Source organism: Kamptonema animale CS-326 (assembly GCF_028330895.1).
Lineage (GTDB): Bacteria > Cyanobacteriota > Cyanobacteriia > Cyanobacteriales > Microcoleaceae > Kamptonema > Kamptonema formosum.
The window spans coordinates 1-1,636 of the sequence record NZ_JAQMUA010000082.1; the positions used below are offsets into that span (position 1 = coordinate 1).

A 1,636-nucleotide genomic window follows, 5' to 3' on the forward strand; every position below is an offset into this window, starting at 1 on the left:
GGCGGGAACGGTGGAAATGGGTTTGCGCTCTCACCATCCTTGGCCGATGTCCAATTCTGAGTATCCTTATTTGTCAAATTTGGCTGTCCATCCAAACTGTAGGCGGCTGGGGGTTGCTCAACAATTACTGAGTAATTGCGAGCGTGCGGCGCTGGAGTGGGGGTTTTCTGATATTTACCTGCACGTATTAGAGAATAATCATGCGGCACGTAGGCTTTATTTTAAGGCTGGCTATCAGTTGCAGCAGGTTGATTGGAATTGGACTTGTTGGTTTTTGCGTCAACCCCGGCGGTTGTTTTTGCGGAAAAATCTCGCGTCTGCACCGATCGCGTAACGCTGTCCTCTGGGTGGTAAAAATACCGCCCAGAGGGTGGCGTTACCAACAATTATGTCAGTCCTAATGTCCGCACTAGAAAAGCCCATTCATCGGCAATTTCTTCGATAATTTTAGCGGTAGGTTTGCCGGCTCCGTGTCCGGCTTTGGTTTCAATGCGAATTAAGACTGGGCGATCGCCTTCGTGGGCTTCTTGCAATGCAGCGGTAAATTTGAAACTATGAGCGGGAACTACGCGATCGTCGTGATCTGCTGTGGTAATCATTGTGGCTGGATAAGGGGTTTCTGGTTTGAGATTGTGCAGGGGAGAATAGCGATAGAGCACATCAAATTCCTCTTGATTTTCTGGGGAACCGTACTCGGAACACCACGCCCAGCCAATGGTAAATTTGTGGAAGCGCAACATATCCATAACACCAACGGCGGGGAGTGCTGCGCCGAATAGTTCGGGACGCTGGGTCATGCAGGCTCCTACTAATAATCCGCCGTTACTACCACCTGCGATCGCTAATTTTGCTGGTGTTGTGTATTTATTGTCTATTAACCATTCTGCGGCAGCTATAAAGTCATCAAACACATTCTGTTTGTTTAATTTTGTGCCTGCTTGATGCCATTCTTCGCCGTATTCACCGCCGCCGCGTAAGTTGGCGATCGCGTAAATTCCTCCCATTTCTAACCAAACTACTCTGCTTACAGAAAAGCTGGGGGTAATTGATGCCCCAAAACCGCCGTAGCCGTAAAGATATGTAGCGTTATTCCCATCTAGTTGCACTCCTTTTTTATGGGTGATAAACATCGGCACTTTTGTGCCATCTTTGCTGCTGTAAAATACTTGTTTGGTTTCGTAATCGTCGGGGTTAAAATCGACCTGTGGCTGACGGTAAAGCGTGCTTTCACCTGTCACCATATCGTAATGATAGATGGTGTTGGGTGCTGTAAAACTGGTGTAACTGTAAAAGGTTTCGGTGTCGTGGCGTTTGCCCCCAAAGCCTCCGGCCGAACCTATTCCTGGCAAGGCTACTTCTCTAACAAATTTACCTTCTAAATTAAAGATTTTTATCTGAGTATAAGCGTCTTTCAGGTAAGAGGTAACGAATTGATTATTGAGGATGCCGATGCCTTGAAGAGTTTCGGTGGATTGAGGTATAACTTCTGTGCTGGTGTTATACCAATTTAATATGAAGCTGCATAGAATAAGGCTTCAAGAATGAAATTGTAAGAAGATAACGAAATGATTTGTTCAGGGGTGATTTGTGCCAAAACTTGATTCAGTCGTTCGCGCAATTGAGCAAGTGTCAGAAA

At 46.2% G+C, this 1,636-nt stretch carries 1 protein-coding gene and 1 pseudogene; one reads left to right on the forward strand and one right to left on the reverse strand.

The annotated features are described in order from the left end of the window. A partial coding sequence (locus PN499_RS04825; protein WP_272030548.1) for a GNAT family N-acetyltransferase occupies positions 1-334 on the forward strand: 334 nt, incomplete at its 5' end. Between the two features lie 52 nt (positions 335-386). Here PN499_RS04825 and PN499_RS04830 read toward each other — a convergent pair. After that, a pseudogene (locus tag PN499_RS04830) lies at positions 387-1,487 on the reverse strand (prolyl oligopeptidase family serine peptidase); the annotation flags it as partial. Positions 1,488-1,636 lie beyond the last annotated feature (149 nt).